26 protein-coding genes are annotated in these 23703 nt (G+C 69.8%); 8 read left to right on the top strand and 18 right to left on the bottom strand.

Going from position 1 to position 23703, the window contains the following annotated elements; translation table 11 throughout:
* The first annotated feature begins 85 nt into the window (after window positions 1-85).
* On the top strand, window positions 86-862 hold the full coding sequence (locus ACRSBM_RS25470; protein ID WP_434446740.1) for an ANTAR domain-containing protein: 777 nt from the start codon (window positions 86-88) through the stop codon (window positions 860-862).
* A 27-nt stretch (window positions 863-889) separates the two neighbouring features.
* Here ACRSBM_RS25470 and ACRSBM_RS25465 read toward each other — a convergent pair whose 3' ends face one another.
* The 4 genes from ACRSBM_RS25465 to ACRSBM_RS25450 all read right to left on the bottom strand — a co-directional run bounded on the left by ACRSBM_RS25465 (window position 890) and on the right by ACRSBM_RS25450 (window position 3025).
* The gene (locus tag ACRSBM_RS25465; RefSeq protein WP_434446738.1) at window positions 890-1414 is read right to left on the bottom strand and encodes a CHRD domain-containing protein; all 525 of its coding nucleotides are present in this window, start codon (window positions 1412-1414) and stop codon (window positions 890-892) included.
* Window positions 1415-1435: 21 nt separating this feature from the next.
* Entirely contained in the window at window positions 1436-1855 is a 420-nt protein-coding gene (locus ACRSBM_RS25460) for an NAD-binding protein (protein WP_434446736.1), read from the bottom strand.
* A 27-nt stretch (window positions 1856-1882) separates the two neighbouring features.
* Window positions 1883-2323 carry a DUF4383 domain-containing protein gene (locus ACRSBM_RS25455; protein ID WP_434446734.1) on the bottom strand — a complete coding sequence of 147 codons (441 nt, stop codon included), beginning with the start codon at window positions 2321-2323 and terminating at the stop codon, window positions 1883-1885.
* A 306-nt stretch (window positions 2324-2629) separates the two neighbouring features.
* On the bottom strand, window positions 2630-3025 hold the full coding sequence (locus ACRSBM_RS25450) for an ATP-binding protein (RefSeq protein WP_434446732.1): 396 nt from the start codon (window positions 3023-3025) through the stop codon (window positions 2630-2632).
* A 135-nt stretch (window positions 3026-3160) separates the two neighbouring features.
* Here ACRSBM_RS25450 and ACRSBM_RS25445 point away from each other — a divergent pair, with 135 nt between their 5' ends.
* Entirely contained in the window at window positions 3161-3394 is a 234-nt protein-coding gene (locus ACRSBM_RS25445; RefSeq protein ID WP_434446730.1) for a hypothetical protein, read from the top strand.
* A gap of 260 nt (window positions 3395-3654) precedes the next feature.
* Window positions 3655-4095 carry an ATP-binding protein gene (locus tag ACRSBM_RS25440; RefSeq protein WP_434446728.1) on the top strand — a complete coding sequence of 147 codons (441 nt, stop codon included), beginning with the start codon at window positions 3655-3657 and terminating at the stop codon, window positions 4093-4095.
* A 199-nt stretch (window positions 4096-4294) separates the two neighbouring features.
* Here the strand turns inward: ACRSBM_RS25440 and ACRSBM_RS25435 are convergent, their stop codons facing one another.
* Both ACRSBM_RS25435 and ACRSBM_RS25430 read right to left on the bottom strand, forming a co-directional pair.
* Window positions 4295-5083 (bottom strand): M23 family metallopeptidase, encoded by a 789-nt coding sequence (locus ACRSBM_RS25435; RefSeq protein WP_434446725.1) that lies wholly within the window; start codon window positions 5081-5083, stop codon window positions 4295-4297.
* 373 nt (window positions 5084-5456) lie between these two features.
* The gene (locus ACRSBM_RS25430; protein WP_434446723.1) at window positions 5457-5849 is read right to left on the bottom strand and encodes a MerR family transcriptional regulator; all 393 of its coding nucleotides are present in this window, start codon (window positions 5847-5849) and stop codon (window positions 5457-5459) included.
* A 141-nt stretch (window positions 5850-5990) separates the two neighbouring features.
* Here ACRSBM_RS25430 and ACRSBM_RS25425 point away from each other — a divergent pair, with 141 nt between their 5' ends.
* Complete coding sequence (locus tag ACRSBM_RS25425) at window positions 5991-6326, top strand: EthD domain-containing protein (protein WP_434446721.1); 336 nt, start codon at window positions 5991-5993, stop codon at window positions 6324-6326.
* Window positions 6327-6465: 139 nt separating this feature from the next.
* Window positions 6466-6918, top strand: coding sequence for a MarR family winged helix-turn-helix transcriptional regulator (locus ACRSBM_RS25420; RefSeq protein WP_434446719.1), 453 nt, complete (start codon window positions 6466-6468; stop codon window positions 6916-6918).
* A 137-nt stretch (window positions 6919-7055) separates the two neighbouring features.
* Here the strand turns inward: ACRSBM_RS25420 and ACRSBM_RS25415 are convergent, their stop codons facing one another.
* The 7 genes from ACRSBM_RS25415 to ACRSBM_RS25385 form a co-directional block, all read right to left on the bottom strand.
* Window positions 7056-8282 (bottom strand): FAD-dependent monooxygenase, encoded by a 1227-nt coding sequence (locus ACRSBM_RS25415; protein ID WP_434446717.1) that lies wholly within the window; start codon window positions 8280-8282, stop codon window positions 7056-7058.
* Window positions 8283-8327: 45 nt separating this feature from the next.
* Window positions 8328-9254 carry a quinone oxidoreductase family protein gene (locus ACRSBM_RS25410; protein WP_434446715.1) on the bottom strand — a complete coding sequence of 309 codons (927 nt, stop codon included), beginning with the start codon at window positions 9252-9254 and terminating at the stop codon, window positions 8328-8330.
* A 339-nt stretch (window positions 9255-9593) separates the two neighbouring features.
* Window positions 9594-9983, bottom strand: a complete 390-nt coding sequence (locus ACRSBM_RS25405; protein ID WP_434446713.1) for a nuclear transport factor 2 family protein — start codon at window positions 9981-9983, stop codon at window positions 9594-9596.
* A 491-nt stretch (window positions 9984-10474) separates the two neighbouring features.
* On the bottom strand, window positions 10475-11626 hold the full coding sequence (locus tag ACRSBM_RS25400) for an MFS transporter (protein ID WP_434446711.1): 1152 nt from the start codon (window positions 11624-11626) through the stop codon (window positions 10475-10477).
* Window positions 11627-11717: 91 nt separating this feature from the next.
* Window positions 11718-12167: a thioredoxin family protein gene (locus ACRSBM_RS25395; RefSeq protein WP_434446709.1), complete on the bottom strand. Its 450-nt coding sequence runs from the start codon at window positions 12165-12167 to the stop codon at window positions 11718-11720.
* A 52-nt stretch (window positions 12168-12219) separates the two neighbouring features.
* Entirely contained in the window at window positions 12220-12570 is a 351-nt protein-coding gene (locus tag ACRSBM_RS25390) for a rhodanese-like domain-containing protein (RefSeq protein ID WP_434446707.1), read from the bottom strand.
* Between the two features lie 91 nt (window positions 12571-12661).
* Window positions 12662-13600: a LysR family transcriptional regulator gene (locus tag ACRSBM_RS25385; RefSeq protein ID WP_434446705.1), complete on the bottom strand. Its 939-nt coding sequence runs from the start codon at window positions 13598-13600 to the stop codon at window positions 12662-12664.
* Between the two features lie 236 nt (window positions 13601-13836).
* Between ACRSBM_RS25385 and ACRSBM_RS25380 the strand changes: the two genes are divergently transcribed.
* The 3 genes from ACRSBM_RS25380 to ACRSBM_RS25370 are packed head-to-tail and all read left to right on the top strand — an operon-like array spanning window position 13837 to window position 16770.
* Window positions 13837-14517 carry a tRNA-dependent cyclodipeptide synthase gene (locus ACRSBM_RS25380; protein ID WP_434446703.1) on the top strand — a complete coding sequence of 227 codons (681 nt, stop codon included), beginning with the start codon at window positions 13837-13839 and terminating at the stop codon, window positions 14515-14517.
* Window positions 14518-14520: 3 nt separating this feature from the next.
* Window positions 14521-15819, top strand: coding sequence for a purine-cytosine permease family protein (locus tag ACRSBM_RS25375; RefSeq protein ID WP_434446701.1), 1299 nt, complete (start codon window positions 14521-14523; stop codon window positions 15817-15819).
* Between the two features lie 15 nt (window positions 15820-15834).
* The gene (locus ACRSBM_RS25370; protein ID WP_434446699.1) at window positions 15835-16770 is read left to right on the top strand and encodes a LysR family transcriptional regulator; all 936 of its coding nucleotides are present in this window, start codon (window positions 15835-15837) and stop codon (window positions 16768-16770) included.
* Between the two features lie 90 nt (window positions 16771-16860).
* Here ACRSBM_RS25370 and ACRSBM_RS25365 read toward each other — a convergent pair whose 3' ends face one another.
* The 5 genes from ACRSBM_RS25365 to ACRSBM_RS25345 all read right to left on the bottom strand — a co-directional run bounded on the left by ACRSBM_RS25365 (window position 16861) and on the right by ACRSBM_RS25345 (window position 23687).
* Window positions 16861-18261, bottom strand: a complete 1401-nt coding sequence (locus ACRSBM_RS25365) for a M1 family metallopeptidase (RefSeq protein ID WP_434446697.1) — start codon at window positions 18259-18261, stop codon at window positions 16861-16863.
* Between the two features lie 182 nt (window positions 18262-18443).
* Window positions 18444-19661 carry an FAD-dependent monooxygenase gene (locus ACRSBM_RS25360; protein WP_434446695.1) on the bottom strand — a complete coding sequence of 406 codons (1218 nt, stop codon included), beginning with the start codon at window positions 19659-19661 and terminating at the stop codon, window positions 18444-18446.
* Entirely contained in the window at window positions 19658-21055 is a 1398-nt protein-coding gene (locus tag ACRSBM_RS25355; RefSeq protein ID WP_434446693.1) for an MFS transporter, read from the bottom strand. Before ACRSBM_RS25355 ends, ACRSBM_RS25360 begins: the two co-directional genes overlap by 4 nt.
* The gene (locus tag ACRSBM_RS25350; protein WP_434446691.1) at window positions 21052-21879 is read right to left on the bottom strand and encodes a YoaK family protein; all 828 of its coding nucleotides are present in this window, start codon (window positions 21877-21879) and stop codon (window positions 21052-21054) included. Before ACRSBM_RS25350 ends, ACRSBM_RS25355 begins: the two co-directional genes overlap by 4 nt.
* Window positions 21876-23687: a gamma-glutamyltransferase family protein gene (locus ACRSBM_RS25345; protein ID WP_434446689.1), complete on the bottom strand. Its 1812-nt coding sequence runs from the start codon at window positions 23685-23687 to the stop codon at window positions 21876-21878. Before ACRSBM_RS25345 ends, ACRSBM_RS25350 begins: the two co-directional genes overlap by 4 nt.
* Between the last annotated feature and the right edge of the window lie 16 nt (window positions 23688-23703).

The following is a 23703-nucleotide window of genomic DNA, read 5'->3' as shown; positions in this document are numbered from 1 at the left end:
GCCACGCCCGCCGCTGGCCGTACCATTCGGGAGCGCGTCGAGTAGTCGGCGCCGTCATCACGGCGCACACGGAGGGCGACGCGGCATGATCGAGGAAATTCACCCCGTCGAGCAGGTGGCCAGTGACGACCGGCCTGACGTCCTGGAACGGCTCGACGAGGCGACCGAGGCCCTAACCGCGCTTCGTGACGTCTTCTCGACCGGTGAGCCGCTTGACGACGCACTGCAGAGACTCGCGGAGACCGCTGGCAGGGCGATCCCGGACGCCGACGCGGTCACCGTCTCCGTCGTCACTCCGGAACGGCCACGGACCGCGGCCGCCACCGACCACAGCCTCGTCGAGATCGACGAGAAGCAGTACGCTGCCAACAGCGGTCCGTGCCTGGAGGCCGCGCGGTCGCTGCACGCGGTGCGTGCCGCCGTCGGTGAGAACCGCGACACCTGGCCGGAGTTCGAGGCCGCCGCGGAGTCGCACGGCATCCTTGCCTACCTGTCGGTTCCGCTGGTGCTACCCGCCACGGACAAGGGAGGTGCGACCCACCTGGGTTCTCTCAACATCTACAGCCACACCGCGTCCGCCTTCGACCCGTTCGACGAAGGGCTCATGCGCCTGTTCACGACCGCGGCCTGCGCCATGATCCTCAACTACGAGCAGAGACAGCGGTCCCGGGAGTACATCGAGCAACTGGAAACGGCGCTCGTCTCCCGTGCCGTGATCGATCAGGCGAAAGGCGTGTTGATGGCTGTGCACACCTGCAGCGCCGACGAGGCGTTCAAGATGCTGGTGGAACGTTCACAGAACACCAACATGAAACTTCGCGAGGTCGCGAAGAACCTGCTCGACACGGTCACCGAAAGCTGACCGGGTTCGGCCGGCGATCACCTCGCGCTAGCGGTGCAGCTGACCGCGCACCGCGCCGGCCGGGTACTCCGCGTTGTGCACGTTGACGTAGAACTGGCCGGACTTGCGGGCGATCTCCTGGGCGAGGTCCCGCTCGACGCGCGTGCAGCCGTAGCTCGTCCCGTCGGACGGTGCCGTGAGGTTGACGACCACAGGTCCGGCCGTGCCCGCGGCTCCGCGGTGGATGTGCGCGGCGGACGCCGCCTGGATCTTCCGCACCGACAGGCTGACGCAGACCTTGCCGCCGGTGACCCGGACGACCGCGTGACCCCGTCCATCCGGGTCACCCGGCCCCGGCACCTCGGCCTTGCCGGTCAGCTGGGCGTAGCGGTGCTGGCCGCCGAGCCCCAGCCCGAGGTCCAGGTCGAGGTCGAGCCCCAGGCCCAGCCCGATCCCGGAACCACCGCCGTGGTGGGAACTGTGGTCGTCAGCGAGCGCGGCAGGCGCCGCCACCCCTGTGAACGCGAGTGCTGCCGCGGCGGACACGACGAGCAGACGAACGTGACGCTTCACCGGAACCTCCTTGTCGGGTAACTACTCGGTCGCCAGTGATTCGTCGGGGCCGGCGTGGTGGATTGGTCGGTTTCCGCGCTGCCACACCCGGACCTCGTCCGCGCCCGTGCGGATGAGGGGGTCGCGGTTGCCGGGTTCGCGGATGACCGCGATCACGGTGGCGGAGTCGCTGAGCGTGCGAGCGGCCGAGGTGATCAGCAGAGCGTCCAGGTCGTCGGGAACGGCCACGACGACCTGGTCCGCCGACGGCACGAACGCGCGGCGCAGCGCGCAGAGGTCGCGGCCGTCGGCCCTGACCACCTGCGCGCCGCCGGCCGGCGCGGCGATCGCCGCCAGCGGATCGGGATCCAGCACGACCAGCGCACCCGCCGCGCAGGCCAGTGCCGTGAGCGTGTCCTGAGCGGCGTCACCGAAGCCGACCGTCACGATGTGGCCGGACATCACCACTTTCCCTCCACCTCGCTCCGGTCAGGCACGGCGGCCCAGGAGAGCTCCCAGCAGCACCATGCCCAACCCGAGGCCGAGGTGCAGCCAGTTGTCCGCGGTGTTGACCGGTACGAAGTTCGCCGCGCTGTCGTGGTCGATGACCAGGCCGTACAGCCACAGCACGAGGTAGATCACGCCACCGCCGATGAGGAAGCTCCGCGCACCGCCCGCTGTGCGGGCGAGCAGCAGGCCGGCGACGCCGAACGCGGCGTGGACCAGGTTGTGCAGCACCGAGACCGCGAAGATGCCGAGCAGCAGTGCTCCGGCCCCGTGACCGGCGAACGTGAGCTGGTCGTAGTTCGCGGTGACACCGGGGACGAATCCCAGGATCCCGACGAGCAGGAAGACCACACCGACCACCACGGCCACCACCTGGATCGGCCGGTGGACCTGCATGCCTTGGTTCGAACGAGAGGACGTCATGGCACCTCACCCCTTGCTTGGGAGACGGGCAAAGCCTCACTACCAGGGGGTTCGTGACGTGCGCGGCTTCGGATTGGCCTTGCCGGGAAGCGCTGGGACGCGCTCACGACGCCGACCTGCTTCACCACTCGACGGGGTGAACCACGCGATGGAAGCGATCCATCGGGGCGCGCCGCGCGGATGTTGTGTGCGCGGACTACACAGACGTGGTTCAGCCGGTTCGGGACGGCGCCGCGCATGTCCCTGCGCATCCAGTGGTTCTCGATCTGGCAGGACCGGGTGCGCGGGGACAACCTCCGGGCGTGGTCAGGAGGTGGGCAGCAGCAGGGTGAAGGTCGAGCCCGAGGCGTGCACCAGCCCGCCGCCGTCGGCCTCGGCGAGGGTGCGGGCCAGTGCGAGGCCGATGCCGTGCCCACCGTGACCGCCGGCGCGCCGAGCGAAGACGTCGAGGCCGGGCGCGACACCCGGCCCGTCGTCCGAGACGTCGATCGCCAGTGCGTCGCCCGCGTCGCGCGCGACCACCCGGACCGTGCCCTCGCCGTGGACGAAGGCATTGTCCGCCAACACGTTCAGGGTCTGCCGAAGCGCGGCTTCGGAGGGGCGCGGCGGTGGTGCGTCGAGCGAGGCCACCCGCATGGTCCTGCCCTTCGCGGCGAGCGGACCGCGCCACGCCGACTTGAGTTCGGTCAGCAGCGCGTCCACGTCGGCGACCGGGGGTGGTGTCCCTGGCGAGGGTGATCAGGTCTTCGACCGTCCTTTCGAGACGGTCGGCGGCCTCGATGCCGGCCTGGATGGCCGGTCGGGACCGGCACGTTCACCTCGCGCACCGCGCACCACGTGGTGACGCTGACGATCACCGACCCGAAACCGGGGAGGAACATGATCGACCTCGGCATCACCGCGCACGACGGCCGTCCGTCCGAAGTGGACACAGCCGCCGCCGAACTGGTGATGCCGCACATGGGACGCTCACTGCCGCCGGTCACCGCGGCATGGACCGCGCCAGCAGTGGACATGACCGCGTCAGTGGCGGCGACATCGGCGAGGAGCCGGTCGCGCGGCCTGCGGTGAGCTGGTCTATCAGCACCCTCCCGCTGCTCGGCCTGATCCACGTTGCTCGTCGTGGCGTGGCGTCGCACGAGGCCGAGCGATCGCTTGGCCTAGGAGGGGCTGCGGCTCGTCGCTTACGTCCACAGTGGAGCTGATCGCTTCCTCACGGGCTCCTGGCGGGCCGACCTGTTCGGCAGGGGCGCGCCGATCGGGCAGTTGTTGCTGACTCAACCTCCTCGGCTTACGCTCATCGTGATTAGGCACTAGCCCTGGAGCGGTCCGTGGGTCAACCGGCGGGTGTGGACACGGGATTCGAGTTCGGCCTTCCCGAAAGCGGACCTCTGCTGGGCAAGCTGCGCGCCTGGATCGCAGACTGCCTGGCCGGTGAGGACGACGCGTTCGTGCAGGACGTCGCGCTGGTGGCGACCGAGTTGGTCAGCAACGCCTACGACCACGCGGAGGCGCCGCGAAGCCTCCGTCTGTTGTGCGGTTCCGTGGTCCGGGTCGAAGTCGACGACGGCAGCCCGGAGCGCGAGGTCGTGGTCGGCAGGTCGAGGCTGGGAGACGCGCGCGGCCGTGGCGTGATGATCGTGAAGAACATCGGCAGCCGGTGGGGCGTACTGCGCAAGGGCGACCTGAAGACGGTGTGGGCCGAACTGGCACGGGTCGTCCCTGAGTCACCGCTGGGCGTCGTGGCTGCCCCGGACGACACCTCGGGTTGAGCTGTGCCGCCACTGAGTACGCGGCGGCACAGCTCACTTCTCGTCCGCCGGATCCTCGCGCTGGAGGGCGTCGGACAGGCTCTCTCTGACGACCAGGTGGTGTTCCAGCCCCGCACAGCATCGGCTCAGGGTTTTCCCCAGCTGACCTACGTGTTCGAACAGGTCTCAGGCCTGTCCAACCGGTTCGATCCGTCAGCCGTCAGACGGTCACGCCGCGCGCGTTGAGCCACTGCACGGGGTTGATCTTCTGGCCGCCCGGGTTCCAGACCTCGAAGTGCAGGTGCGGACCGGTGGAGAAGCCGCGGTTGCCCATGCGGGCGATCTGCTGACCTGCCTTGACCTGCTGGCCCACGCGGACGTTGAAGGTGTCGACGTGGCCGTAGACGGTGACGGTGCCGTCGGCGTGTTCCACGCGGACCCAGAGGCCGAAGCCGGAGATGGGGCCGGCCTCGATCACGACGCCGTCGGCGGCGGAGAGGATCGGGGTGCCGATGGGGCCCGCGATGTCGATGCCGAGGTGCATGGTGCCCCAGCGGGCGCCGTAGCTGGAGGTGAACTCGCCGGCGGCGGGACGCACGAACTTCGGCCGCTTCTTCTCGGCCTCGACGGTCTCGCGCTGCGTGGTGAGTTGCTGGCTACGCACGAGCTTGGCGGCTTCGGCGGAGCCTTCTGACGTGGTCCTGGCGACCGCGAGGATCTGCGGCGCGGACGCGGTGTCGCCGCCCATGCCGTCGAAGGTGGCGGCGCCGTCGGCGTGGTCCGCGAGCGTGACGTCACCACTGTCGTCCAGCGCGGCCTGGCCGATCTGACCCGCGCCCGCGGTGGCGAAGGCGCCTATCGCGACGGCGGCGACGACGATGCGTCCGCGCAGTGCCGACGGTGGCGGGGGAAGCCGGTGGGAACTGACCGTGCGCGTCGAGGCGCGGTCGACTGCTTCATCAAGCGCAGCATTGCGTTCATGGCCGCCGGGGGAGCGGTGGTGACTCAAAGCTTGCCTTCCGCCTTCGGGGAGCCTGATCGGTGACTGCCGGGCGGGGGATTTCCCGGTGAGTCAGGATTCGGGGTTCTGACTCGGTGTCCTTCTGTGATCAGACCGTGACACGGACTGGGGCGACACTAACGGCGGGAAGGCGTCGAGGCAAACCCCAGTTCGTTGTGCCTTCCGGCGGACGGCAACCGCTGGTTTCCGCCTGGCACCACGATTATCTGTCGTCCCAGGTGACAGGCACGCCTCTCCGCCAGCGAGGATGGGCGACGGAGGAGTCGTCGGACCGGGTCCTGGCGGTCAGCTGGGTGAAGCGCCCAGTTCGCGACAGGTAAAGCAAGGTGGCCTGGATCACATGTACCGGTGCTCCTCGGCGTCAGCGCGACTGACCGGCGCTCACCTCCGCCGGCTCGGCAGCCACCAGGTACTTCTCGTTGGTGGAAATGAGGTTGTCGAGTGCGCCTCTGGCGGCGGTGAGCGCCTCGATGTCCGACGACAGCCGGAGCCGCTCGCGCTTCATCAGCACCAGGGCCTGCCGGGCTTTGGGTGTACTCGGGTTCGCCATGCAGGGAACCATCGCGGCGATGGTTCTGCTCGACATGCCCGCGGCGAGGAACTCCTTGATCAGCAGGACCAGCTGGACGTGGTCGACGTCGTAGTAGCGCTGCCCGCTGGGTGATCGTGAGCTGACCAGCAAGCCCTGCTCCTCGTAGTAGCGCAGCGACCGGCGGCTGACTCCGGTACGCGCGGCGAGTTCACCGATTCGCATCTCGGCCTCCTGTGCACTGGGACACACACGACTTGCCCCTGACATCGATGTGAGCGTTTACGTTAGCCCGAAGTCGCCACGCAGGGCGGATTGCGCAAGTTCGGCACTCACGCCGCTGTTCCAGGAAGAGGGTTGCCAGTCGTGATCAAGTTCGTGTTCCTGATCAACCGCAGCGAGGGAATGTCCTTCGAGGAGTTCGTCGAGTACCACCGGAACCACCACGCCCCACTGTTCACGTCGATTCCGGAAGCGCGGCGGTATGTGAAGAAGTACACCGTCTCCCACCCTGTTCCCGCCGCGAACTACCCGGCCCGCTCCCACGACGGCCTCACTGAGATCTGGTTCGAGAACTGGGAGGACCACAACGCATTCTTCGCCTCCGGCAACTACCGGGAGCTGGTGAACCCGGACGAGGGCAAGTTCATCGACATGGACTCGGTCGCGATCATGGTGACCGAGGAGAAGACCGTGATCTGACGACGCGTCGCACAGGCGTGCTCGCGGGCCGCGCGCTACGGTGAGACCGTCGTCTTGTTGCTCGGTGCGGGCGTGAGTACGTGTCGCCACAATCGCGAAATTTATTGGTAATACCAACTATATGACGTAGAATCCGAGCATGAGCTCTGACGACGCGCTCGAGGATGCTCTCATGCGAACGTCCTTCCGGATCATGGCCGTGCTGACCCGCATCGGTTCGGAGCACGACCTGTCTCTCACGCAGCTGCGGTTGCTCGGTCTCCTGCGCGACCGCCGGCCTCGCATGACCGATCTGGCAACGTTCCTGGGGCTGGACAAGTCCACGATGTCCGGTCTCGTCGAACGGGCCGAGCGCCGTGGACTCGTGGGGCGGGACAAGTCGCCGGAGGACCGCCGGGTGGTCGACGTGTTCATCACTCCGAAGGGCAGAGAGCTCGCGGAACGGGTGCAGGCGGAGGTTCGCACGGCCCTGCAGCCCTTCACGGATTGTCTTCGTGTCGACGACCGCGCCCAGCTCACCCGGTTGCTCGACTCCATCACCGGTAGGTCGGGGGAGTACGACAAGGGCGAAGGCGCGCCGTATCCGCTGTGAGCCGTCTGCGGGTCCCGCGATCGACCTGCCGTCTGCCCGCAAGGGCCGCCGGCGAGCAGTGCTCGCCGGCGGCTTCGGGGCCCGCCGGTCAGTCCTTTGTGGCCACTCGGTGCGCCGCTTGTGGCGGACCCGCACGGTCAGGCGGCCGCCGTGGAGTGGCGGGCGATGTCGAGCTCACGTTCCTTGGTGACCTTGCTGTTGACCCGCAGGTAACGCAGGGCGTCGCCGATCAGCGGAAGCCGGATGGTGCGGGCGATGATCGGCCGGAGTGCGATCTGCCGCTGGTTGTCCGGTGTGAAGAAGTGCCGCCCGTTGACGCCTGCCTCCTGGTAGCTCGTGATGTACGGACGTAGCTGTGACTCCCAGGACTTCAGCGCGCGGGCGATGTCGCCGTCGTGGTGCTCCAGCATCGTGCCGAGCAGGTCGGCCCCGGCGAGGCCCGCGGAGACGCCCATGCTGGCGTAGAGGCTGACGCACCAGGCGGAGTCGCCGACGAGGACCACCCGGCCGCGTGACCAGGAGTCCATCCGCGTCTGTTCGACGGTGTCGAACAGGAAGTTGCCGGCCTCGTCGAGTGCGTCCAGCGCCTGTCCGAGCAGAGGACCCGTGGGTTCCGGCCCGAACGCGGCGCGGACCCGGTCGGTGGGGCGTCCGATGAACTCCCCGTCGACGTTGTCCGTGCGGTAGGAGAACAGCACGCTGTGCGGCCGGTCCTCGAAGGCGAAGAGCCACATCGCGCGACCGGGTTCGAAGAGGCTGATGCCGTCGCGCGGTGAGACCCCGTCGAGCGGGCGCTGCAAGGTGAACGCCGCGATCATGTAGCCGAGCCGGTGGAGATTGTCCTTGTGCGGCCCGAAGACGAGCTGCCGGACGGTGGATCGCAGGCCGTCGGCGCCCACCACGAGGTCGAACCGTTCGGTGGTGGTCGAACCCTTGTGTTCGAGGGTGACGTCCACACCGGACTCGTCCTGTTCGATCTCGACGGGTTGCGTCTCGTAGCGGACCTCGACGTCGTGGGGGAGCGCCTCGAACGCGGCGGTCTCGGCGTCACCGCGCAGCATCAGCCGCCGGTCGCCCGGCAGGTCGCCGAACCCGAGGCCGGGTTTGCGGTCGCCGTCGCGGTTCACGAGGTAGCTCTTGCCGCCGGGCACGGACCGGTCGGGGATGGCGTGGTCGAAGCCGGGCCGTCGTGCGGCCGCCCGGCCGGCGCCGAAGAGGGCGACGAAGTAGCCGCCCGATCGGCGGCCCGGTGCTCGTTCCACGATCACCGGTTCCCAGCCGATCTGGCGCAGGCGGATCGCGGTGGCGATCCCGCTGATGCCGAGGCCGACGATCAGGCAACGCTTGGGGCTGTTGGCAGACATGGCTTTCTCTCCGTACGGGCGTGCTGGCGATGGTGGGCGTGCGCGCTAGGGGACGTAGACGATGCGCTCGTCCGTCTGCGCGCTCCACGTCTCGCCGACCTGCGCGAGCGGCACGCGGCGCACCGGCACGTCGATCTCGCCGGTGTGCACCGAGAGCGCGAGTTCCGGCAGTTCCTCGATGAAGTCGCGGGGCGAGACCGAGCCGATGCCGCTGCCGCAGATCCGCAGCCGCGACGCGCGCAGCAGCGCGGAGGGGACGGGCATGGTCTGGCCGGCGATGGAGCCGATCTGGATCCAGTCGAGCGGGGCGCCGCGGTCGCGGCGGGCGGTGATCATCGCGGTCATCGCGAGAGCGGACGGCTCTCCCCACACGTAGTCGATGACGACGTCGACGTCGGCGGCGCGGCCGGCCTGGTCGAACGTCAGCGTCTCGTCCGCACCCAGGTCGCGCAGCGCCGCGAGACGGGTGGCGTCACGCCCGACGGCGATCACCTCTGAAGCGCCGAACTTCTTGGCGATCTGCACCGCCGCGCGCCCGGCACTGCCGGTCGCGCCGAGGATGAGGACGCGCTGACCCTTCTCGAAAGCGATGCGGCGGCGCAGCGCGACCCAGGACGACATCGCCGGGTTCATCGCGGCGGCGATGAGCACCGGGTCGATGTCGTCGGGCAGGATCACGCTGCGCCGGGGGTCGATCACCGTTTGCTCCGCGAACGTGCCCAGGTCGGTGTCGTCCATGACCACGTACCTGAGGTTGCCGTCCTGGTCCCGCACGACGCCGTCCGCGCCGGGGACGAGCGGGAAGGTCCCGGTGCTGCTGTAGTGCATGCCGTTCGCCTTGGCCTTGGTGAGCTGGTGCAGACCGGCCGCGAGAACGTCCACAACCAGCTCGCCCTCTCGTTCGGCGACCGGGGCCGGGAACTCGCCGTACTGGGGCGGAGTGTCGAAGCTGGTGACGACAGCGGCGTGCATGGGAACTCCTCGAACTTGGTTTGTATTGCCAACTACATTGATGATGGTTGGTAGTACAAACCATGTCAAGCGAGAGTTCGGTAAGAGATCTGAGGGCCTGACGTCGTTGCGGGTGTCGACGGGCGCCTGGACCGGAACCAGTCTCGGCGGCGGGTGTCCGCCGCCGAGACTTCCACGGGGTCGGGAGGGTGATGCGGTAGGACTTCCGGTGGACGCAGGTCACGTGCCTGTGTTGTCCACTGTGGATCTGCGCGAACCTGCGACGAAACCGGTTCGCATCGAGGCGTGCCTTGCCGATGTGGCGCTACGGGCGCAGGACATCGGCCCAGAACCGTGTGCTCAGAACATCCCGTTGGGGTTGGACGCTTCCTTCGGCACCGGCTGGATCACGTCCCAGTGCTCGACGACCTTGCCGTTCTCCAGCCGGAAGTAGTCGGCGAGCGCCTGACCGGGGTTGTCCGGGTTGCCCGGCTCCAGGTCGAGGTGGGAGTGGGTGACGACCATGTCGCCCTCGGCGATGATGCGCTTGATGTCCAGCCGCAGGTCCGGGTACTCGCCGCGCAGGTAGTGGACGAAACCGATGAAGGCTTCCGGGCCGTCGGCGGCGTCGGGGTTGTGCTGGACGTAGTGCGGCCCGAAGTGGTCGGCTACCGCCTTCTCCGGATTGCCGTTGAACGCCGTCTGGTAGTAGTCGACGACGACCTGCTTGTTGTGCTCGAGATCAGACACCGGTCATGTTCCTCTCAGGAGGGTTCCCGAGAGTGACTCGATAGGGGAGAAAGCAGTCGGGAACCCATGATGTACGGGTTCGCCCACGCGCCTGGGGTGACTGTCCGGGCTGACAGTCGGCGCTGCTACTACTTTCCGCTGCTATCGAAGGCTGCGAGGCGAACGAACGGAAGGTGTTCGCTGAGGCCGCCGTCCAATTGCGACTCAACTTTATCGAGACACCTCCGGGGCGGCAAGCGGAAGCCGTTCGGCTGCGAGATGAGCCACAGAAGCGCTTTCGGGGAACAAATGGGAGCGCTCTACCGCTCGCACGCCCGCGCCAACGCGAGCTTGTTCCCGTCGCTCGGCACCACGACGCGAGCGGTGGTTCCCGCGGATCTGGGAGGTTGGGTTCCCGGCGTAGTCGCGCCCGCGCCGCTCTCTTCGGCGCGGACCTCCCCGGCCTACGCGGCCCGGCCCGGGTCGCCGTTCCCGGGCCGGACCGCATCCGCCTACGCGGCCCGCTCCGGAACCGGCTCCAGGGCGGGGCGAGGCAGCCCGACCGCGATGAGCAGGGCCGGCACCATGACCGCGGCCGCGGTCCAGGCGAGCGCGCCCGGCTCGGTGTCCAGGACCAGGCCGCCGAGCATCGCGCCGCCCGCCACGGCCGCGTTCCAGGAGGCGATGGTCAGCGACTGCGCGGAGTCCGTGGTACGCCCGGCGACCAACGCCGTCACGGCCTGGAACGCGGTGGGCGCGCCGCCGAAAGCGAAGCCCCACAACGCCATCGCGGGCAGCAGGTGGGCGGGGTCGCCGTCCGAGAGCGTCACCAGCGCTATGGCGAGCGCCGCCGCTGCGGGGCACACCGCCAGCACGACGCGCGGGTACTGGTCCAGAGCTTTGCCCACGGCGACGATGCCCGCCACGGTCGCGAGTCCGAACACCAGCAGCGCCGTGCTCAGCCATGACTCCCGCCCGACTCGCGCGAGGTCGGGACCCAGGTACGTGTAGAACGTGTTGTGCGCCAACGAGAACATCAGCACCATCAGTACGATCCGAAGCATGCCGGGCACCCGCATCGCGGTCGGCAGGCTCACCCGGACCGGTTCGGCGGCCACCGGCGGTACCGCCACCGCCACCCAGGCCAGCAGCGGCACGGCCACCGCGCCCATCAGCACGAACGTCCACCGCCAGCCCACCAACTCGCCGAGTGCCGTCCCCGCCGGAACGCCCACCGCGAAACCCAGCGGTGTGCCCGCCATCGCCACGGCCAGCGCGCGCCCGGACAGCTCCGGCGGCGCGAGGCGCATCGCGTACACGGCTACCAGTCCCCACATCACGCCGGTGATCGCGCCGGACGCGATGCGTGCGGCCAGAACCACGGAGTACCAGGGGGATACCGCGATGACGAGGTTGGTCACCGCGAACCCGAGCACGAGCGCGAGCAGCACGGGCTTGCGGGGGAGCCGGGAGGTCAGGGCGGTCAGCGGGATGGCGGTCAACGCCGTCGTGATGGCGTAGCCGCTGACGAGGTGCCCGATGGTCGACGGTGGTACGCCGAACTCGGCGGACATGCCGAGCAGCAGCCCGGCGGGCAGTACCTCGGTCAGGCAGCCGAGCAGGACGATGACGGACAGCGCGAGCAGCGCTCGGAGCGGGAGCACGGCCTGCTTCCTTTCGCAGAGGACCGCGGGATTCGATGCGCCGCCGGGCGAACGGCCGGCGTCCCGGCGCGGGGACGCCGGCCGGCAGGGGTCAGCCCTTGGCCAGCTGGGCGTTGATCCACGACCTCAGCGCGGCCTCGCCCCGGTACCCGATGTGCCGGGAGCCGGGCAGCTCGGCGGCGTTGCGCATCGGCACCAGCGTCGGCAGGTACTGGATGCGGTACTTCGACGACAGGTCACGGCTGACGTCGACGTCGACCTCACCGAGCAGGAACCGGCCGTTGTACTCGGCCGCCAGTCGCTCGATGACCGGCTTCATCTGGCGGCACGGGCCGCACCAGGTGGCGCCGAAGTCGAGGATGACGAGCTTCGTCCGCGAGATCTCCAGGATCTCGGCGTGGTTGGCAGAGGTGACCTTGACGACGTTCTCGCCGGCCGTCGTGGACGGCGCGGCGGTGGCCGGGGCCACCGCCATGAGCGTGGCGGCGGCGACGGCGACGATCGCCACGCCGACGCGGCGCATTCGGGTGAGCAGGGACACGGGTGATCTCCTTCAATGGCAGGGTGAGACGGCGGAACGTTCAGGACGTGCGTCAGTCCGAAGTGGACGTCGGCAGGCCGGCGGCGACCCAGTCCTCGATGCCCTCGCGGTACTTGCGCACGCTGGTGTAGCCGAGGATGGCGAGCCGGCCGCCCACGAACTCGCTGTTGCGACAGGGCGCGTTGGCGCAGTACACGACGATGTCGGCGGACTTGTCCGGCAACAGGACGGGCGCGTGCCGGTCGGTGGAGTCCGCCGCGTCCTCGTACGGGAAACCGGGAATGTTCAACGCGCCCGGCAGGTGTTCCTTCTCGTAGTACGCCGTGGGCATGGTGTCGACCACGACGAGCGTGCCCGCGTCGATCCCTTTGCTGAGTTCGTCACGCGTGATCAGCGGCAACATGGCAGACGTCCCCTTCCGGCCTTTCGGCCCGATTGCGCGGCGGTGCACCGAGTGTGTCCACGCCGGAAGGGTCACGCCCACTGCCGGTCAGCTATGTCGTGCCGTTATCCGCGCTCAGCCAGGACCGGTAGATCACGTTGTCCTGGGCCAGTTTGTGGTAGGCGCGGACCGCGGCGGCGTGCACGTCCCCGAAGGGCGCGGCCAGCGGGTGGTCGGTGCGCCACAAGAGGATGTGCTGCACGGTCAGCGGCGTCCCGTCCAGTGGCCGGACCACCATGCCCTGGGTGTCCGGCGTGGTCGGCTGCACCAGGCAGACGCCGTGGCCGCCGGCCACCAGGCGGAACCGCAGGGTGTCCACGTCGTGGGCGATGCGCGGGGTGAAGCCGTGCGCCAGGCACATCTCCCGGAACACGATCCGGCAGCCGTCGCCGCAGCTGGACACGATCCACCGCTCGTCGGCCAGTGCCGCGAGGTCCACGGACCGCTCACCGGCGAGCCGGTGCCACGACGGCAGCGCGACGAACGAGGGCTCGGTGACCACGTGCGCGGTCCGCAGCTCGCCGGGCACCGACAGCGTGCGGGGGCCGCAGATCAGCACCAGCGCGAGGTCCACGCACCGGTTCACCACCTGCTGCACCAACCGGCTGTGCGACATGTCCGCGCGGGTCGTCAGTTCGTGGCCGGGCATCAGGTCGAGCACGCACCGGAACACCTCGGGGGCCAGCGCGCTGTCGTTCCAGCCCACCCGCACCCCGCTGTCGGGCTGCTGGTGCCGGCGGAAGTCGCGGTCCAGCTCGTCGAACGCGGGGATGATCGCCTCCGCGCGGGCCAGCACGAGCTCGCCGATGCGCGTGGGCCGTACCCCGCGCGGGTCCCGGTCGAACAGCCGGTCGCCGACGAGTTGTTCGATGCGCCGCAACTGGTGGCTGACCGCGGGCTGCGGCAGGTGCAGCTCGCCCGCCGCCCGGTTGAGGCTGCCCGTCCGCGCGATGGCGAGCAGCACGCGCAGATGCCTGACCTGAAGCTCCATGTCACTCATTACGCTCGCTTGACCGCGCGCTGTCACCACCTCAACGCTGATCACCTATGGCTATGTCCTCCGCATGGGTGTTCAGCTTGGGCTGTTCGGCTCAGCGTTCCGTGTTCTATAAGGCCGTGGCATGACTGTCCGGCAGTACCACCGGCATGGAGTGGTCCTCATAGTGATTCGAAATCCCGATTTTCGGGATTCCCCTGCATCCCTGTGAAATCCCCTCGGAGCCAACGGTGTTGCTGACAACCCCGCTGACCGAGCACTGCGCCGACCCGTTGCGAAGCGGCCGGCACGTGTGCATCGGCGTGAGCCCGTTCAACAGCTACTTCTCGGTCGAACGCATCACCGCGCTGGCACGCTGGGCGATGGCCGAGTTCGAGAGCTTCCACTTCTTCATCCCCGACCGGGCTGCCGCCTTCACGCTGGAGGCGCTGGGCTACGAGCCGTCCCGTGCTCGTCTGAAAGCGCGCCGCCAGGGCCAGTACGTGATCAACAAGGTGACCCGTGCCCTGTGGGACATCGGCGTCCGCTGCCCGGAGCAGCACCTCCTCGTCGGCGCGAACCTGGCCGAGAACCAGTTCTACCAACGACTTCTCTCGAACGCGTACGACCTGTTCGACCGCGACGAGGACTTCGCGGCGCACTGCCTGGAGGCCACCCGGTGGGTGCTGGACCGCAAGCTGCCCGCGGGCGAGACGCCCTCGCCGGACCAGTTGCGCAGTGCCGTGCGGTACTTCCTCGCCGAGCTGCCGATGTTCGTCGACACACCCGCCATCACCGGCATGGACAGCTCGGTGTTCGCCTACCACCAGCGGGTCAGGTTCCTGGAACTGCTCTACGCCCGCGAGCTGACCTGGCGGCCTCATCCCGGCCAGGGGTTCGTGCTGCTGCGGCCCGACGACGAGGAGAGCTGACCCGTGCACGACGACTACTCACTGAGCCGGTTGCCCGACTCGGCGCGCTGCTCCTGGATTTCCGTTGCGGTGCAACGCTTCGGGCAGGTTTCCTCCTTCCACCAGTTCCTGCTCGGGGCGGTGCTCGGCTTCGGCATGACGTTCTGGGACGCCGTGCTGGCGATCACGCTCGGCGCGGTGATGCTGGAGGTGGTCACCGTGCTGATGGGCGTGGCCGGGATGAAGGAGGGCGTCTCGACGTCCGTGCTCGCCCGCTGGGCCGGGTTCGGCGGACGTGGCTCCGCCCTGGTGGGACTGCTGGTCACGTTGAGCCTCGCCGGGTGGTTCGGCGTCCAGAACGACGTGTTCGCGCACGGCCTGCACGCGTTGATGGGCGGGCCGCCGGTGTGGGTGTGGGCGGTGTTCGGCGGGATCACGGTGACGGCCATCGTCGTCGCGGGCTTCCACACGATGGCGTGGACGGCCTACCTGACCGTGCCGGCGTTCCTGCTGCTCGCCGGCTACGCGATCACCCAGGAGCTGCGCCGCCACGACCTGGCCGACCTGGTGGCCATGCCACCGCCCGGCCCGGCGCTGACCGTCGCCCAGGGCACGACACTGGTCGCGGGCGCGTTCATCATGGGCGCGGTGATGACGCCGGACATGACCCGGTTCAACCGGCGGGTCAGCGACGTCGTCAAGCAGACGCTGATCAGCGTCACCCTGGGCGAGTACCTGATCGGCCTGACCGGTGTGCTGCTCGCGCACGCCGCGCGCAGCGCCGACATCGTCGCCGTGATCACGTCCACGTCCGGTGTGCTGGGCACGCTGATCCTGGTCACCGCGATCATGAAGATCAACGACTGGAACCTGTACTCGGCCTCGCTCGGCCTGGTCAACACGGTGGACGTGCTGCTGGGCCGCAAGCTGCCGCGCGCGAGCGCGACCGTGGCACTGGGGGCGCTGGGCACCCTGTTGTCCGCGCTGGGCATCCTGGACCACTTCACCACGTTCCTGACCTGGATCGGCATCATCACCCCGCCGGTCGCGGGCATCGTGATCGCCGAGTACTTCGTGGTGCGCACATGGCGGCGCTCCCTGGCGGAGTGGGGCGCGGTCGGCGAACTGCCACCGGACCCGCCGAACTGGGTGCCCGCGTCCCTGATCTGCTGGGCGGTGGGCGCGGCGGTGGGCGCGTTCGTGCCGATCGGCATCCCGACGATCAACTCCGTGCTGGTGGCGTTCGCTCTGTACGCTGTGATCGGCAAGACAGCCGGGATCGTGCGCCCGCCGCGCCAGTCCCCGGTCGACACTCACCGCTAAAGGGAGTGTGACGACGTGGAGCTGGACGTCCACCACCTCCGGCTCGTGCAGGCCATCGGGCAGACCGGGAGCCTGTCCGAGGCCGCTGTCGTGCTCGGCGTCAGCCAGCCCGCCGTGAGCGGGAAGCTCAAACGCCTCGAGAACGCCCTCGGCCAGCGCCTCTTCGACCGCGGCCGCACCACGGCGGTGACCCCGACACCCACCGGCGAGCTGCTGCTCAGCCGGATCGCCGCCGTGCTGCCGCTGATGGAAGGGCTGGTGCGCGACATCGAGTCGCGCACCAGCCCCAGCGCGTCACGGGTGCGGGTGGGCGGGGTGTGCTCGCCGATCCTCGGCCACCTGCCCGCCATCGCCGCCGCGCACCTGCCCTCCGGCGCGGGAGCGTCGTTGCTGGACAGCGACTGCCGCGACCTGGTGGTGGATCTCGTCGCCCAGCGACGGCTGGAAATCGGGCTGGTCAAGGACTACCCGGGGTTCGAGGCGACGGTGCCCGACGGCGTGGAGACGGCCGTGATCGCGCACGACCCGACGATGGTGGTGCTGCCAGAAGATCACCCGCTGGCGCGGTACAAGGTCGTGCGGCTGGAACAGCTGGCAGAGGAGGAGTGGGTGCTCCCCCCACCGGACTCCTCGCGGTTCCACGAGTACTTCCACCACATGTGCCGGTACGCCGGCTTCCGGCCGCGGATCCGGCACACGGCGGAGAACTTCTCGACGATCGCCGCGGCGGCGCGCAGCGGGGCGGTCGGCCTCTCTCAGGCCACGTGCGAGGGGCACCAGCAGGTCGCGGTGCGGCTGCTCGCGGACGACGCCCTGGTGCGGCGGTTCTTGTTGTTGTGGCATCGGGAGGGGGAGATCGCCGCGCACGCGCGGACGGTCCTCGCGGACGCCGTGTCGGCGTATCGGGCGGAGTGCCACGCCTCGCCGGTGTATTCGCGCTATCTGGCTTGAGGTTCGCTGCTCTGTTCACGTTCACCTTGCCTGGCCCGACGAGAGCTGTGAGCCGGCCGTTCGGGGCGGCCGGCTCACAGCTCGTCAGCCTCAGCCGAGGAAGCCCGTGGGCGCGGAGGTGCCGTCGACCCAGGCCGCGAAGAACGGCGTGAGGTCCATGTCGGCCACCGCGGCCGTGTAGAGCTCCCAGTCGTACCAGCCCTGGTTCCAGTTGTCGTTGATCTCCGGGAACTCCCGCACCATGGCGAAGAACTTCTCGTCACCGATGTGCTTGCGCAGCGCGTGCACCATCAGCACGCCCTTGTCCGACACCGAGAACTCGCGGCCCTTGCCGGGATCGGACAGCTTGCGGGCCCAGAACGCCGAGTCCGCCCTGCCCACCACCGCGCGGTAACGCTGCTCGACGGCGATCCCGTGCCGCTGCTCGTCCCACAGCCAGCCGAGGTAACGCGCGAACGACTCCGGCAGCGGCTGGTCCTTCCACATCTTGATGGCGAGCTTGTTGCCCCACCACTGCGCCGCGACCGCCTGCACCAGCGAGGACTCTCCCGCACCCGCACCGAACACCGGCCGCCCCTGCGCCGGATGCGTGTAGCACAACCAGTCGGGCACGTACATGCCCCCGGCCGACGGGTACGGGAACGGACCCAGCTTCGTGCTCAGGAACTCGGCCACGGCGGGAAGCTTCGCCGCCAGCGCCGAAGCGTTCGTGCCGGGCGCGAAGGCGTCGAGGACCGGCGTGCCGGCGACCGTCGACTCCCGGACGGTGTACCGGTCGATGCCGATCATGGTGGCGGACGGGGCGATCGGCGTGTTCTCGGCCCACGTGACCGTCGTCCTGGAGACCGACTCGCGGACACCGTTGGACACCGCCGTCCACCCGTCGGGCACGGTCGCGGTGACCCGGAAGGTGGCCTTGTCCGCCGTGGTGTCGTTGACCGGGTACCACGTCGTCGCCGAGTGCGGTGCGCCGGCCGCGAACGCCCCGCCGCTGGAGGACGTGCGCCAGCCGGTCCAGCCGCGCGGCGTGTACTCGGCCTGCGGCCGTCCACAGTAGACGATCGTGACGGTGAACTCGGCGCCCTCGGCCAGCTCGGTTCTGGGCGTCACCACCAGCTCGTGTTCCTTGTCCCGGCTGAAGGTCGCGGGCACGCCGTCGACCTGCACGCTGCTCACGGTCAGGCCGCGCAGGTCGAGGTTGAACCGGCTGAGCCGTTGCGTCGTCACGGCGCGCACGACGGTCTTGGCGTTGAGAAACCGGCTCGCCGGGTCGTAGGACAGGGCGACGTCGTAATGCGACACGTCGTACCCGCCGTTGCCGTCGGTCGGGTAGTACGGGTCGACACCGAGCACGGTGCCGTTCGGCGCCACGTGGACGTAGCCGTCGGCGCCGATCGTGTCGTTCTGCGCGGCGGCGGTCGCCGGGCACAGGGTCAGGCCGCACAACAGCAGGGTGACCGACGACGTGAGCCGCCGGATGCGCACAGCCATGGGGGAACCTCTCGGATCGGGACAGTTTCCGAGTCAGTCTCGGTGGCCTGCCCACCGGCTTCCCACTGCCACTTGCCCATGTCGGCGCGTTATCCGGGCGGCGCGCACCCGCGTTGCCCGCAGGCAACGGAAGGCCTCCGCGTTACGCACCAGAGAAACGGAGGCCTCCGCGTTGCCCGGAATCACGTCGCGAGCGCGAACTCGGGCAACGTGAGCGCCGAGTGGGCCGGTCGTCCCTGCTTGGGCGGCATGGCGCTGAGCCGGCGCAGCCTGTCGTTGCGCTCCGCCAGGGCCGCGGCGGTGACCGGGAACAGCGTGGCGCCGCCCTTGCCGACCAGTTCCTGGTTCAGGGTCACGAAGTCACGGGTGCCGTGTTCGTAGGCGGCGAAGCCATCGACGTGGTCGCGGCCGGCGAGGGAACCGGCGAGCATGTACGCGCCGACGAGCGCGAGGCTGCTGCCCTGCCCGGTGAGGAACGAGGGCGCGTGCGCGGCGTCGCCCACCACCGCGACCCTGCCGCCCGACCAGCGGGGCATGCGGATCTGGCTGACCGCGTCGAAGAACAGGTCGTCCGTGTCGCGCAGGGCGGCGAGCATGCCCGGTACCTCCCAGCCGGCGTCGGCGAAGACCTCGGTGACCAGGTCCCGTTGGGCCGCCAGGTCTCCGAACGCGTGGAACGGCGGGTCCGGCAGGGCGAAGTTCAGGAAGGCGTGCACCTCGTCGTCGTCGCCCACGGCGTAGAGCGCGGCGGCCCTGCCCGGGGTGTTCCACATGACGGTCTCGTGGGAGAGCCCGAAGTCGTTGCGCATGGTGAAGACGGCGAAGCAGTAACCGAGGTACCGGTGGAACTGCTCTTCCGGGCCGAACACCATCTCCCGGGTACGCGAGTGCGTTCCGTCCGCGCCGAAGACCATGTCGAACGATCGGCTGCCGCCGCCGTGGAAGGTGACGTCGACACCGTGCTCATGCTGGTCGAGGGTGTCGATCGAGTCGTTGAACAGGAACTCCACGTCGTCCCTGACCGCCGTGTAGAGAGCGTCGGTCAGATCCCCGCGCCGCACCTCCAGGTCCCGTCCCGCGACACCGCCGGTGACGGCGTGGGGGTGCAGCGAGGTGACCTCGCTGCCGTCCCCGTGCAGGAAGGTCAGCCGGCGGAGGTCGATGTGCGCCTCCCGCAGCCGGGGCATGATTCCCATCTTCTCGATGACGTCGAGTGCGGTGCCGCGCACGTCGATGGGGTAGCCACCGCTGCGCGGCGCGCTCGCCTTCTCCACCACCGTCACCTCGTACCCGTGACGGTGGAGCCAGAACGCGAGGGTCGGACCCGCGATGCTGGCCCCGGAGATCAGGACCTTGCGCCTCCCCGCGGTACGGACGGCTGGCTGGTCGGTGCGGGTCATTCCTTGACTCCTTTGTGCATGGTGCGAGTGACGAGCAGGGCCAGCGCCGTGACGACACCGGCGACGACCAGGCCGGTGACGAAGGCCGACTCGGCTGGGACTTTCGACCCGGCCGGGATTCCCGCGGTGAGGATCGCGCCGCTGACCTGCACACCCACGGCGAAGCCGAGCACGCGCGTCACCAGGACCAGGCCGGTGGCGATCCCGGTGTCACCCTGGTCGACGGAGGTGGCGGTGCTGGTCATCATCGCCGTGACGCACAGACCATTGGCGAGCGCGATCAGCGCCTTGCCGACGACGAGGTGCCAGGTCTCGGTGTGCACGGCGGCCAGGCCGAGCAGGGAGACGGCCATCATGACGGTTCCGGCGGTGACCACGGCACGCGAGCCGAACCGTCGTGCCCCAATGCCGCCGAGCGGTCCGGCCAGTGACGCGGCCACGGCGCCGGGGAGCAGGAAGAAACCGATCTGGGTGGCACTGGCTCCGAACCCGTACCCGTCGCCGGAGACCGAGAACAGCTGCGGGACGAGGTAGACCGCCCCCGAGGTACCGACGCAGATCACGAACGTCAGCAGGCACGACTTCCACACCGCGGGCCGCGCCAGCATGCGCAGGTCGACCATCGGCGAGGCCGCGCGCCGCTCGACGGCCGTCCACCCCGTCGCGAAGGCGATCAGCAGCGCGACGAGGGCGACGAGCACGAGTGGCTGCGAGGCGAAGTCGGCCGCCAGCGCGAGGACGAGCATGAGGGTGACCAGCGTCGCGCTCAGGAGAGCCAGGCCCGGCCAGTCGATTCCGGCGTCGTCCGAGCGGCCCGGCGAGTCCTGCGGCATCAGCCGGTTCGTCAGCATGGTCGCCGCGATGACGACGATCGTGGGCAGCGCGAACATCCAGTGCCGGGACAACTGCTCGGCCACCGGCCCGGCGGCCAGCGTTCCCACCATCCCGCCGCCCACGAACAGCCCGCTGACCACCCCGATCGCCACCTTCGCATCTCCCGGGGGGAGGTGCTTGCGCACGAGGATGAACGACAACGGCAGGGCGCCCACCATCGCTCCCTGCAGGAGCTGGCCGAACAGCAGCACGGGCAGGTTGGGAGCCAGGGCGGACACCAGGCCACCGACGGAGACCACCGCCATCAGCCGGATCAGCACCGGCTTTCCGCCGTAGCGGTCGCCGAACTTGCCGGCGATCGGTGTGATGAGCGCACCGGTGATGAGGAGCACGATGCTGAGCAACGCCCCTTCGGACGGGCTCATGCCGAGCTCGCGTTGCAGCAGCGGAAGCGTCGGTGTCACCACCGACTCCAGGGCGCCGGTGGCGAGCGCCAGCAGTCCCAGCGCTCCGAGAGCGGCCTTCCCGATGGTGACCGGGGGCGGCGCGGCTGTGGTCATGAGGTTCCTTCTTGTCGTTGCCGGGTAGGCGAGATGTCGGCTGTGCGCGGAGCGCTACCGCGGTGCGCGCCGCTGCCCGCGCGGGCCGTCGACGGCGCCGTCGCGGAACTGTTCGTGACTGCCGCGGCCTGGTCGGCCGAGCGAGCGGACACGTGGCCCAGGCCGCTCACGGCCAGCACGACCACCGCCGCTGCCGCCACCGCGAGACCTTCGTGCACCTGGCACAACGCCGCGCCGGCGACCGCTCCGGCGACGATGAGCGCGACGGCCGTGCTGCGGCGCAGTGCCCCTTGACCGCGGGCCGCTCCCAGCCGGGAGTCCGCCGCGAGACCGGTCAGCGTGGAGGTGACGACCACGGTGGTGACGTCCTTGACTCCTATGTGGCGGGCCGTCGCCGCCTGCACTCCCATGGCCAGCGCGAGCGACGACGCCATCACCGCGCGGATACCGGGGGAGTCCAGGCCGACGACGGCCATGCCGAGCGCCGTCACGACCAGCACCAGACCGACGCCGCCCAGCAGACCCGTGCACCGGCGGCTCCAACCTGGGGCCGCGGTGCGCAGCACCCGTCCGGCAGCGGCCGCGCCGACGAGGAAGAACACCAGCGCCACGGCCGGACCGAGCAACGGCAGGCCCGCGCCCGCGGCGGCCATCCCGAGGATGACCACGTTGCCCGTCATGTTGCCCGCGAACACCTGGTCCAGGCGCAGGTATCCGACGGCGTCGACGACGCCGGTCGCGAAGGTGAGCGCGAGCATCAGTCCCAACGGCGTCGCACGTCTTCGCACCGGCCGGTCGCTGACGCGGGTCGCGAGGCCGTTCATCGCCCCACCGCATAACCCTGGGCACCACGCGGGTTCGCCGCCGCCTGGAGGAGGCCGCTGTCCGGGTCACGGGTGACCACCGACAGCCGGCCCTGGCTCCACGGTCCGGAGACCGTCACGGCGTGGCCGCGTCCGCGCAGCTCGTCGACGATCGCCTCGCCCGCTCGTTCCTCGATCACCAGTCCGCCCGGCGTCCAGTGCCGCGGCCAGAACGAGCTCGGTACCGCGGTGGTGTGGAACGCGGGCGCGTCGATGGCCTCCTGCGGATCGAGGTCGAACGCGAGAGTCCGCACCAGGTAGAGCAACTGCCACTGGTCCTGCTGGTCGCCCCCTGGTGTGCCGAGCGCGGCCACCGGAACGCCGTTGCGCAGCAACAGGGTCGGAGTCAGGGTCGTACGAGGCCGCCGCCCCGGCGTCAGGCGTGACGGAGCGGCCGGGTCCAGCCACGTCATCTGGAGCCGGGTGCCCAGCGCGAAACCGAGGTCCGGCACGGCGGGGGACGACTGGAGCCACCCTCCCGACGGCGTGGCGGAGATGAGGTTCCCCCAACGGTCCACGACGTCGATGTGGCAGGTGTCGCCCTGGGTCTCGCCCGTCTGCTGGACGGTGGGTTCCCCCACTCCGTCACCTTGGGCGGCGTGCCGGCCGGTGACGAGCGGCGGTGTGAACGGTGCGATGCCGATGTCGCCGGGCCGGAACGCGGTCGAGGCGACCGCGCCGATCAGACCGGCGCGTTCTCTGCTGTACCGGGGAGACAGCAGCCGGCGCACCACGGACTCCGCGTCCGCCGGATCCAGATGCCCGTAGAACGCCTCCCGGTCGGCCATGGCGAGCTTCAGGGCCTCGGTGATCGTGTGGATTCCCGCGGCGGTCGACGGATCGATCCGCTCGTCGTCGAAGTGGTCGAGCATGGTGAGGGCCTGCAACAGCACAGGACCCTGGGACCACAGGCCCGCCTTCGCCACCGTGACGCCCCGGAACTCCGCGGTGACCGCGGGCTCGAGGGACGGGACGAAGTCGGCGAAGTCGGCGGCGGTGATCACTCCGGCGTGGTCCGCGCCGGAGGAATGCCGATGCGGTACGGCCGCGAACTCGGCCACGGCGGTGGCCACGAAGCCGGTGCGCCAGTTGTTCCGTGCGGCGTCGATCCGTGCCGTTCTCGTCTCGCCGGCACCCGCGGCGACCAGCCGGCGCAGAGTACGGGCGTAGGCGGGGTTCACGAGAGTGGCATACGGCTGCGGGACTTTCCCCTGAGGCATCCACAGCGCGTACGACGTCGGCCAGTGCGTGCGGAAGAGATCCTCGACCGTGGCCAGGACGCGCGCCAGCTGGGGCACGACCGGAACCCCGCGCTCCGCGTAGTCGATCGCGTAGGCCAGGACGTCGGCGAGCTCCCAGGTACCGAACTCGGCGAGCAGCCAGAGCCAGGAGTCGGCGGCACCCGGGACGGCGGCGGCCAGCGCCCCCGCGCCGGGGACGCGGTCCAGTCCCTCGGCCGCGAAGTGCTCGATCGTGGCCCCCCGCGGAGCGTGCCCCTGCCCCACCAGTACGCGCGGAGAGGGGTCCGCCGCGGTGGCGAGCACGGCGACGAGATCACCGCCCGGCCCGTTGAGGTGCGGTTCGGCCACGTGCAGCACGAAGGCGCCCGCCGTGGCCGCGTCGAACGCGTTGCCACCCCGCTCCAGCACGGACTGGGCCGTCCCGGACGCCAGCCAGTGCGTCGACGCGCTCATCCCGAAGGAACCCCGGAGCGTGGGCCGCGTCGTGTGCGGGAAGGGATCGGTCGGTGGCGGCTGCTGACCGGCCATGTACGTCAACTTCCGT

The organism is Lentzea xerophila (assembly GCF_051094245.1).
In the GTDB taxonomy this organism is placed as follows: domain Bacteria; phylum Actinomycetota; class Actinomycetes; order Mycobacteriales; family Pseudonocardiaceae; genus Lentzea; species Lentzea xerophila.
Note: the sequence above shows the minus strand (reverse complement) of the source record. Positions and strands in the feature narration are given on the sequence as shown.

What these genes read in the sequence shown, in the direction of transcription:
- ACRSBM_RS25420 (WP_434446719.1), top strand. Translation starts at nt 6,466, where the DNA reads ATGAGCTCTGACGACGCGCTCGAGGATGCTCTCATGCGAACGTCCTTC.
- ACRSBM_RS25350 (WP_434446691.1), bottom strand. Translation starts at nt 21,879, where the DNA reads ATGAACGGCCTCGCGACCCGCGTCAGCGACCGGCCGGTGCGAAGACGT.
- ACRSBM_RS25385 (WP_434446705.1), bottom strand. Translation starts at nt 13,600, where the DNA reads ATGGAGCTTCAGGTCAGGCATCTGCGCGTGCTGCTCGCCATCGCGCGG.
- ACRSBM_RS25390 (WP_434446707.1), bottom strand. Translation starts at nt 12,570, where the DNA reads ATGTTGCCGCTGATCACGCGTGACGAACTCAGCAAAGGGATCGACGCG.
- ACRSBM_RS25430 (WP_434446723.1), bottom strand. Translation starts at nt 5,849, where the DNA reads ATGCGAATCGGTGAACTCGCCGCGCGTACCGGAGTCAGCCGCCGGTCG.
- ACRSBM_RS25415 (WP_434446717.1), bottom strand. Translation starts at nt 8,282, where the DNA reads ATGTCTGCCAACAGCCCCAAGCGTTGCCTGATCGTCGGCCTCGGCATC.
- ACRSBM_RS25345 (WP_434446689.1), bottom strand. Translation starts at nt 23,687, where the DNA reads ATGGCCGGTCAGCAGCCGCCACCGACCGATCCCTTCCCGCACACGACG.
- ACRSBM_RS25470 (WP_434446740.1), top strand. Translation starts at nt 86, where the DNA reads ATGATCGAGGAAATTCACCCCGTCGAGCAGGTGGCCAGTGACGACCGG.
- ACRSBM_RS25355 (WP_434446693.1), bottom strand. Translation starts at nt 21,055, where the DNA reads ATGACCACAGCCGCGCCGCCCCCGGTCACCATCGGGAAGGCCGCTCTC.
- ACRSBM_RS25365 (WP_434446697.1), bottom strand. Translation starts at nt 18,261, where the DNA reads ATGGCTGTGCGCATCCGGCGGCTCACGTCGTCGGTCACCCTGCTGTTG.
- ACRSBM_RS25455 (WP_434446734.1), bottom strand. Translation starts at nt 2,323, where the DNA reads ATGACGTCCTCTCGTTCGAACCAAGGCATGCAGGTCCACCGGCCGATC.
- ACRSBM_RS25410 (WP_434446715.1), bottom strand. Translation starts at nt 9,254, where the DNA reads ATGCACGCCGCTGTCGTCACCAGCTTCGACACTCCGCCCCAGTACGGC.
- ACRSBM_RS25360 (WP_434446695.1), bottom strand. Translation starts at nt 19,661, where the DNA reads ATGACCCGCACCGACCAGCCAGCCGTCCGTACCGCGGGGAGGCGCAAG.
- ACRSBM_RS25460 (WP_434446736.1), bottom strand. Translation starts at nt 1,855, where the DNA reads ATGTCCGGCCACATCGTGACGGTCGGCTTCGGTGACGCCGCTCAGGAC.